The organism is Streptomyces sp. ISL-66, from assembly GCF_018614135.1.
In the GTDB taxonomy this organism is placed as follows: domain Bacteria; phylum Actinomycetota; class Actinomycetes; order Streptomycetales; family Streptomycetaceae; genus Streptomyces.
This window is the reverse complement of sequence record NZ_JAGGOW010000087.1, coordinates 24,522-33,467: the sequence shown is the minus strand read 5'-3', so window position 1 is coordinate 33,467 and position 8,946 is coordinate 24,522. Positions and strand designations below refer to the sequence as shown.

The 8,946-nt window shown below is 73.7% G+C and carries 6 protein-coding genes; 2 read left to right on the top strand and 4 right to left on the bottom strand.

Going from position 1 to position 8,946, the window contains the following annotated elements; all coding sequences use genetic code 11:
• Nucleotides 1-2,079 (top strand): SbcC/MukB-like Walker B domain-containing protein (locus J7E97_RS17555; RefSeq protein WP_215028121.1); only part of this gene is annotated, 2,079 nt, incomplete at its 5' end.
• A 117-nt stretch (nucleotides 2,080-2,196) separates the two neighbouring features.
• Here the strand turns inward: J7E97_RS17555 and J7E97_RS17550 are convergent.
• Both J7E97_RS17550 and J7E97_RS17545 read right to left on the bottom strand, forming a co-directional pair.
• The gene (locus tag J7E97_RS17550) at nucleotides 2,197-3,900 is read right to left on the bottom strand and encodes a DUF885 domain-containing protein (RefSeq protein WP_215028119.1); all 1,704 of its coding nucleotides are present in this window, start codon (nucleotides 3,898-3,900) and stop codon (nucleotides 2,197-2,199) included.
• A gap of 48 nt (nucleotides 3,901-3,948) precedes the next feature.
• Entirely contained in the window at nucleotides 3,949-4,431 is a 483-nt protein-coding gene (locus J7E97_RS17545) for an Lrp/AsnC family transcriptional regulator (RefSeq protein ID WP_215028117.1), read from the bottom strand.
• Nucleotides 4,432-4,491: 60 nt separating this feature from the next.
• Here J7E97_RS17545 and J7E97_RS17540 point away from each other — a divergent pair, with 60 nt between their 5' ends.
• Nucleotides 4,492-5,685, top strand: coding sequence for a PLP-dependent aspartate aminotransferase family protein (locus J7E97_RS17540; RefSeq protein ID WP_215028115.1), 1,194 nt, complete (start codon nucleotides 4,492-4,494; stop codon nucleotides 5,683-5,685).
• On the opposite strand, the gene J7E97_RS17535 is transcribed toward J7E97_RS17540, so the two are convergent.
• Both J7E97_RS17535 and J7E97_RS17530 read right to left on the bottom strand, forming a co-directional pair.
• Nucleotides 5,621-7,078: a GNAT family N-acetyltransferase gene (locus J7E97_RS17535; RefSeq protein WP_215028113.1), complete on the bottom strand. Its 1,458-nt coding sequence runs from the start codon at nucleotides 7,076-7,078 to the stop codon at nucleotides 5,621-5,623. The genes J7E97_RS17540 and J7E97_RS17535 overlap by 65 nt on opposite strands.
• A gap of 153 nt (nucleotides 7,079-7,231) precedes the next feature.
• Complete coding sequence (locus J7E97_RS17530) at nucleotides 7,232-8,848, bottom strand: alkaline phosphatase (RefSeq protein WP_215028111.1); 1,617 nt, start codon at nucleotides 8,846-8,848, stop codon at nucleotides 7,232-7,234.
• Nucleotides 8,849-8,946 lie beyond the last annotated feature (98 nt).

Below are 8,946 nucleotides of genomic sequence, written 5' to 3'. Positions count from 1 at the left end.
GAGCGGGAGCGGGTGCGCGCCCTGCTCGACCGGGCCCGGCGCGGAGCCCTCGTCGCCCCCGCCCTGGAGCTGCGCGGAGCCGCCGCCGGCGCCCACATGGCCGCCGCGCACGCGGAGAGCGTGACCCGCGCGGCACTGCCGCCGATCCTGGCCGAAGCGGGCACCGAGCAGCTGGCCACCGAGGAACAGCGGCTGCGCGAGGACCTCGGAGCGCTCGGAGCCGCCCGCCGGGCCGAGCAGCGCAGCGCCGAGATCGGCCGCGAACGGGCCAACCTGGAACGGGAATCCCGGGCCGCCGAAGAACAGCAGCAGGAGACCGGCGAATGGCTGGGCCGCTGGGAGGCCACCCGGGCCGCGCTGGCCGGGCGGGCGGACGCCGCCCAGCAGGCCGCGACCCTGGCCGAGCAGCTCGCCGGCAAGCTCGAACCCGCCCGGATGCACCTGAACGCCGCCCGGCGGCGCGACGCGCTCGACGCCGACGCCGAGCGGGCCTCCGGCGAACTGCTCACCGCGCGCGAGGAGTCGACCGCCGCCCGGGAGCACTGGCTGGAGCTCAAGGAGACCCGGCTGCGCGGGATCGCCGCCGAACTGGCCGCGGCGCTGGTCGCGGGGGAGCCGTGCACCGTGTGCGGGTCCGCCGAGCACCCGGAGCCGGCCCGCCCGGCCCCCGGCCACGTGGACCGGGCCGCCGAAGACGCGGCGCACGCACGCTTCGAACGGGCCGAGGAGCGCCGGGCGGAGGTGGAGCGCAGGCTCGCCGCGGTGCGGGAGGCCCGCGCCGAGGCCGCTGCCGCGGCCGGCGGGGCCACCACCGCCGAACTGCTCGAACTCACCTCGGACCTCAGCACCCGGCACGCCGCCGCCCACGCCGCGGCCGCCGCGCTGCACTCCGCCCGCGAGCAGCTCGCCCGCGCCGAGCGGGAGCACGCGGTGCGCAGCTCGGACCGGCTGGACGCCGAGGTCCGGGCCGCCGCGCGGGCCACCCGCCGCGAAGCCCTCGACCAGGAACAGGCTTCGCTGGAAGCGGAGTTGGCCCTCGTGCGGGGGGACGCACCCAGCGTCGCGGCCCGCGCCGGGGTCCTCGAGGACCGGGTCCGCATGGTCGGCGCGGCCGCGGCCGCGCTGCGCCGGGCCGAAGCCACCGCCGCGCGGCTGAAGGAGGCCGACGGGCAGCTGGCCGACGCCGCCTTCAAGGCCGGCTTCGACACCGTCGAGGAGGCGGCCGACGCCGTACTCCCCGAATACCAGCGCACGGACCTCCAGCACCGGATGGACGCCTGGCAGGCCGAGGAGGCCATGCTGGCCGACCGGCGCGGCGAGCAGGACACCGCCGCGGCCGCCGCCCTGCCCCCGGCCGATCCGGACGCCGCCCTCGCGTACGCCGACCGGGCCGCGGTGATGCTCCGGAGCGCCGGATCCGCCGTCGACGCCTCCCGCGTGCGCTGCACCGAACTGGACCGGCTCTCGCACCAGGCCGAGCGCGAGCTCCGAGCGCTGGGCCCGCTGCGCGAGGAGTACGACCGGGTGGCCCGCCTCGCCGGACTCACCGCGGGCACCTCCGCCGAAAATGAGCGCAAGATGCGCCTGGAGGCGTACGTGCTGGCGGCTCGGTTGGAACAGGTCGCGGCGGCGGCGACGGTACGGCTGCTGCGCATGTCCGGCGGCCGCTACACCCTCGTCCACTCCGACGCCCAGGCCAGCGGGCGCGGGCGGTCCGGACTCGGGCTGCACGTGGTCGACGCCTGGACCGGCAGCGAGCGGGACACCGCCACGCTGTCCGGCGGCGAGACCTTCTTCGCCTCGCTCGCGCTCGCGCTCGGTCTGGCCGACGTGGTCACCGACGAGGCCGGCGGCATGCGGCTCGACACCCTCTTCATCGACGAGGGCTTCGGCAGCCTCGACGACCAGGCGCTCGACGAGGTGCTCGACGTACTGGACTCGCTGCGCGAACGCGACCGCAGCGTCGGCATCGTGAGCCACGTCGCCGACCTGCGCACGCGCGTGCAGACGCAGCTGGAGATCGTCAAGCAGCGCGGCGGTTCGGTGGTGCGCCACCGCGCGGCGGCCGGGGCGGGCTGACGGACGGACTGGGGGACCTGGGCTGAGGGGTTCGGGCCGAGGGGCCGGCCGGGGGACGGCTCGGTCCGGCCGGCTCCTGCGCGGAGCCGGCCGGACCGAGTTCCCACGGACCGCCGGTCAGAGCTTCGACAGCTCGTCCACCAGGTCGTCGAGGCCCAGCGAGCCCTGCGACAGCGCCGCCATGTGCCACGCCTTCAGATCGAAGGAATCGCCGTGCGCGGCGCGCGCGTTGTCGCGGCCCAGCAGCCAGGCCCGCTCGCCCAGCTTGTAGCCGATCGCCTGGCCCGGCATCGACAGGTAGCGGGTCAGCTCGCTCTCCACGAAGTCACCCGGCCGGCCGCTGTGCAGCCCGAAGAACTCCTGCGCCAGGTCCACCGTCCAGCGCTCGCCCGGGTGGAACGGCGAGTCCGCGGGGATCTCCAGGCCCAGGTGCATGCCGATGTCCACGATGACCCGCGCGGCGCGCATCATCTGGGCGTCCAGGTAACCAAGCCGCTGCTCGGCGTCCTTGAGGTAGCCCAGCTCGTCCATGAGCCGCTCCGCGTACAGCGCCCAGCCCTCGCAGTTGGCGCTGACGAGGCCGACGCTGGCCTGGTAGCGGGAGAGCTGGTCCGCGACGTGCGTCCACTGCGCCAGCTGGAGGTGGTGGCCCGGAACGCCCTCGTGGTACCAGGTGGAGACCAGGTCGTAGACGGGGAAGCGGGTCTGGCCCATCGTCGGCAGCCAGGTGCGGCCGGGACGGGAGAAGTCCTCGGACGGGCTCGTGTAGTACGGGGCCGCCGCGCCGCCCGGAGGGGCGATCCGCGACTCCACCTTCTTGACCCGCTCGGCGAGTTCGAAGTGGGTGCCGTCGAGGTTCTCGATGGCCTCGTCCATGAGACCCTGCAGCCAGGCCTGGACCTCGTCCACGCCCTCGATGTGGGTGCCGTGCTCGTCCAGGTACTTGAGCACCTCCCAGGGACCGGCGTCGGGGAGGATCTTGGCGGCTTCCGTCTTCATCTCGGCGAGCAGCCGGTGGTACTCGGACCAGCCGTAGGCGTACGCCTCGTCCAGGTCCAGGTCCGTGCCGTTGAAGTAGCGCGACCAGCGGGCGTAGCGCTCGCGGCCCACCGCGTCGGGCTGCCCCTGGATCGCGGGGGCGTATACGTCCCGCATCCAGTCGCGCAGTTCCACGACGGCGCCGGTCGCGGCGGCGGCCGCCTCGTCGAGCTCGGCACGCAGCGCGTCCGGGCCGCCCGCGGCGAACTCGGCGAAGAACGCCTCGCCGTCCCCGCTCTCCCCGGCCCAGCCGGTGAGCTGCTCGATGAAGGTGGCGGTGGGACGCGGGCCGCCGTACAGGCCGCGGTCCAGGCCGAGCGTGAGGCACTCGCGGTAACCCGCGTAGGCGGCGGGAACGGCGCGCAGCCGCTCCGCGATGGCGGCCCAGTCCTCGTCGGTGTCGGCCGGGGTCAGGGTGAAGATCTCGCGGACCGAATGAGCCGGGGAGTGGATGTTGCTGACCGCGCGCAGGTCCTCGTCGGCCTCGTGGACCGCGATCTCGGCGGTCAGGCGCTCGCGCAGCAGACGGGCGCAGCGGCGCTCGACGTCGCTGTCGGCACCCGGCTGACGCTCGGCGGCGTCGAGCAGCGCGAGGGTGGAACGGGACAGCTCGGCGGCCGCGGCGCGGCCTGCCGGGGAGAGGTCCGGAAGCTTGCCGGAGCTGGCGGCAACACCGAGATAGGTACCCGTGATCGGGTCGATGGCGATGAGGTCGTCGACGTACGCGTCGGCGACCTGGCGGGGCAGCCGAGCGGCGCCGTCACTGTTGAGGTTGTCTGACATGCGGACATCTTCGTACGTGAGGCGGGGCCGCGTCATCACCAAATGGCCTCAGCCTGCTGACGGGGGCGGCAGCAGGGGCCCGCAATCCCATTCCTGGAAGATCAACCGGGTCTCCACGCGGGCGACTTCGCGGCGCGAGGTGAACTCGTCGAGGACCAGCCGCTGGAGCTCACCGGGATCGGGAACGGCCACGTGGACGAGGTAGTCGTCCGGGCCGGTCAGGTGGAAGACGGCTCGCGACGCGGGCAGCGAACGCACCCGTTCGACGAACGGGCCGATCAGCTCGCGCCGGTGCGGGCGCACCTGTATGAGCAGCAGCGCCTCCATGCCCCGCCCCAGCTTGGCCGGATCCAGCCTGAGCCGGTTGCCGAGGATGATTCCCGACCGGCGCATCCGGGCGACCCGGTCGAGACAGGTCGACGCCGCGATGCCGACCTCGGCGGCGAGGTCGCGGTAGGTGGACCGGGCGTCGTTCTGCAGAAGCCGCAGAATCTGCAGGTCGACCGGGTCCAGTGCGACGGATTCGGACATTGGCCGAACGTAGCACGGAGCTTTCACCCCACGGCCGTCGCGCTGCGCACAGTACGGCCCATGGAGACGAACGCCCAGACCGCACGACGGTCACTGGCCACCGAAGCCGTTCACGCCGGACGCGAGGACCTCGCCGGGCTCGGACTGCACGCGCCTCCGCTCGATCTGTCGACGACCTATCCGTCGTACGACAGCCGGGCGGAGGCCGCCCGCATCGACGCCTTCGCGACCACCGGAGCCCGGCCCGAGGGCCCGCCGGTCTACTCCCGGCTGGACAATCCGACCACCGCCCGATTCGAGACGGCCCTGGCCCGGCTCGAAGGCACCGAGAGCGCCGTCGCCTTCGCCAGCGGAATGGCCGCCTTGTCGGCCTGCCTGCTGGTGCGCGGCATGAAGGACCTGCGTCACGTGGTCGCCGTACGACCGCTTTACGGGTGCAGCGACCACCTGCTGAGCAGCGGCCTGCTGGGAACCACCGTGACCTGGGTGGATCCGGCGGGCATCGCCGACGCCATCCGGCCCGACACCGGGCTCGTCATGATCGAGTCGCCCGCCAACCCCACCCTCGCGGAGATCGACCTGCGGGCCGCCGCGTACGCCTGCGGGGAAGTGCCGCTGCTGGTCGACAACACCTTCGCGACGCCCGTCCTGCAGCGGCCGGCCGAGAGCGGCGCCCGGGTCGTGCTGCACAGCGCCACCAAGTACCTGGGCGGCCACGGGGACGTCCTCGGCGGGGTGGTGGCCTGCGACGAGGAATTCGCCCGGCAGCTGCGCCAGGTGCGCTTCGCCACCGGCGGGGTGCTCCACCCGCTGGCCGCCTACCTGCTGCTACGGGGACTCTCGACGCTCCCCGTCCGGGTACGGGCGGCCTCGGCGAGCGCTGCCGAACTGAGCCGGAGGCTCGAGGCGGACCCGCGCGTGCTGCGGGTGCACTACCCGCGGATCGGCGGAGCCATGGTCGCCTTCGAGACGGCCGGCGACCCGCACGAGGTGATCGCCTCGGTCCGGCTGATCACGCCGGCGGTCAGCCTGGGCAGCGTCGACACCCTCATCCAGCACCCGGCCTCCATCAGCCACCGCATCGTGGCCGAGGGAGACCGGCACGCCTCCGGCGTCAGCGACCGGCTGCTGCGCATGTCGGTCGGGCTGGAGGACGTGGACGACCTGTGGGCGGATCTGGACCAGGCGCTCAGTGCTGCGTACGCGGCAGAGCGCGGGACTCTCCCGGAAGCTCGTACGGGAGCCGGGAGATGACCGGGGTCGTGTCCAGCCGGGCCGTGATCACCAGGGTGCCCTCCTCGATCTGGTAGTCGAGGGGGAGGCCGAGGCCGCGCATGGCGGCGACCATGCCGGTGTTCGAGGCCTGGGTGACGGCGTACACGCTGTCGCACCCGGCCTCGACGGCCATCCCGATCAGTCGGCCGAGCAGCTCGGTGCCGATGCCGCGGCGCTGCCAGTCGTCCTCGATGAGCAGCGCTACCTCGGTCTCGTCACCGTCCCAGAGCAGGTGGCCGAGGGCGACGAGCTTGCCGGAGGCGGTGGTCGCGGCGAGCGTACGGCCGAAGCGCGGGCTCAGCAGGTGACCGAGGTAGCGGTCGGCGTCGGCGACGGGGCCGTGGTAACGCAGGGACAGGGTGCGCTCGGAGCAGCGGTCGTGCATCGCGCGGGCGGCGGACAGGTCGGAGCCGTCGGCGCGGCGGACGGTGATCTCGTTGCCCTCGGGCAGGGTCAGGACGTCCTGGCTGCGCGGGACGCGCGGCCCGAGCCGGGCGTCGAGTTCGACGAGCGCGCGGGCGCGGGCGAACTCGGTCGGAGTGAACGGCAGATGGGGCCGCTCGATGGTGATCGCACCGCCCGAGGGGTCGCGCAGCTTCATGACGGTGGCCTCGAGCACTCCTTCGACCGGTGCGTTCGCGCCGGCGTTGGGACGCCCGGAGAGGGTGGTCGCCGGAATCGAGTGGATGGTGCAGCGGCCGAGCAGCTGGCGCAGGGCGAGCGGCAGCTCGGCGGCGTCCAGCGCGGTGCGGATGGCCAGGCCCAGGACGCGGGTCGGGGTGTCGACGAGGTCGTGGGCGTCGGCACGCTCGATCCAGGTGCTGTGGCCGCCCGCGCCGGCGATGGCCCGGATGATCCCGGCGGAGGGAAGCTGCTGCGGGGCGCGCAGCAGGAACTCGTCCACCGTGCCCCCCTCGGGGAGCGGGTGCGTCTGGAGGGTCAGGATGTCGACCCCGCTCCGGGCGAGGGCGGTGCAGATCGCGGCGAGGCTGCCGGGCTCGTCGCGCACGGTCGTGCGCATCCGCCACAGGGTGGTGGCGAGCTCGATGTCCGCGGCCGCCCCGGGGGCGGTCCCGGCGGCGGCGTCAGCGGCGTCGGCGACCGGGGCCGAGCGCGGATCGGTGGGCGCCGTGCTCGTGGGCGGGGGCGCATGGCTGTGGCGCCGTGCCCACCACGTGTGGAACGCCGCCGTGACCAAGAGGGCGACGGCGGAGGCGACGAGCAGGATCGGGCCGCGCGGACCGTGTACGACGAGATTGGCGATGCCGTCGGCGACCGCTACGGCGCAGAAGAGGGCGGCGAGTTCGACGACGTCCCGGCGCCAGTGGTGGCGGTGGGAACGCTGGGCGGGGACAGCAACACGTTCAGTCATGCAAGCCACTGTGACGCAGGGGTGTTGCGTGATCACGAACGATCTGTGACCGACTGGTTAAGTATCCATCTGGCCGATTTCGCCCCGCTTTCCGGCTGATTTCAGATTCCTGGGCGCCGGGGGGCCGGGCACCGAAGCGCCGGGGCGCATCCGTTACTGCCCCACCCGTCCGGGCGACAGCGTACGGGTGAAGAGCACGCCGCCCCCCTGGCGCCGCAAGCGGACGGTGAGCTCGCCGCCGTCCCCGTCGATCTCCACCTCTCCGTAGTACGGGGGGTTCTCGCACGGGGACATGTTCGTGAACGGAGCGGACTGGACGAACGCCGTCCGCGGGCCGAAGGTGGCGTCGAGCGGGCCGGCCGGGAAACCGCCCGCCCCGACGGGGCCGGAAACGAATTCCCAGAACGGTTCGAAGTCCGTGAAGGCGGCCCGCTCGGGCGCGTAGTGGTTCGCGGCCGTGTAGTGGACGTCGGCGGTGAGCCAGAGGGTGCCGGTGATGCGCTGGTGCTTGATGTGGCGCAGCAGTTCGGCGATCTGGAGCTCGCGGCCGAGCGGCGCGCCGGGGTCCCCCTGGGCGACGGCCTCGAAGTCCGCGGCCCCGTCGGCGACCACGATGCCCAGTGGCATGTCTGCGGCGATGACCTTCCAGGTGGCGCGGGAGCGGGAGAGCTCGCGCTTGAGCCAGGTGAGCTGCTCGCGGCCGAGGATGCCGACGGGGTCGTCGCTCTGGCGGCCGGGGGAGTTGGCGTCGCGGTGGGTGCGCATGTCGAGGACGAAGACGTCCAGCAGTGGCCCGTGGCGCATCACCCGGTACATACGGCCCTCGGCGCGGCCGCCGCGCAGGTCGGTGACGGGGAAGTACTCGCCGAAGGCCCGGCGGGCCCGGCGGGCGAGGGTGTCGACGTCCTTCACGGTGTAGCGGCGGTCGTCGAGGATCTGGCCGGGGTACCAGTTGTTGCGGACCTCGTGGTCGTCCCACTGGGCGAGGACCGGGACCTGGGCGTTGAAGGCGCGCAGGTTGTGGTCGAGCAGGTTGTAGCGGAAATTGCCGCGGTACTCGGCGAGGGTCTCGGCGACCTTGGCCTTCTCCACGGTCGTCACGTTGTGCCAGAGGGTGCCGTCGCGCAGGGGTACGGAGGCCTGGATCGGGCCGTCGGCGTAGATGGTGTCCCCGCTGAAGAGGAAGAAGTCGGGGTCGCGCAGCCGCATTTCGTCGAAGACCCGGTATCCGCCGAGACCGGGGTTGATGCCCCAGCCCTGACCGGCGAGGTCCCCGGACCACAGGAAGCGCACGTCGCGCCGGCGGGAGGCGGGGGTGGTGCGGAAGGTGCCGCGGACGGGCTCGCCGGTGCGCCGGAGGTCGTCGGGGTCGGCGAGGACGACCCGGTAGTGGACCTGTTGGCCGGGCGGGAGTTCGCGCAGCGAGGCGGTGCCGGTGAAGTCGGTGCCGGGGTCCAGCAGCGGGCCGCGGTGGCGGCGGACGGCGTAGCGGAACGACTCGCTCGGGGAGGTATCCACGTACATCCGCGCGAGCCGGTTGGAGCGCGTCCAGACGGTGGCCGAGTGGGCGGTGATCTCCCCGCACTGGACGCCCCAGAGGGCGTTCGGGCGGCCGGACCGGACGTGGGCGGGTGCGGAGGTGGCGGGCGCGGAGGCGGCGTAGGCCGGGGTGGTGAGGGCGCCCGAGAGGCCGCCGGACAGGGCGAGGCCCACGGGCACGGCGAGGGAGCCGCCGAGCAGGGAGCGGCGGGTGTGCGGAATCGGTGCCATCGGTGCGTCTCCAGAGGCCGACGGGGACGGGTCGGCCCAGTGTGCTGCCGTACACCGGCCGCACACCGGCCCGGCCGCGTCGCCCACGCGAACCATGC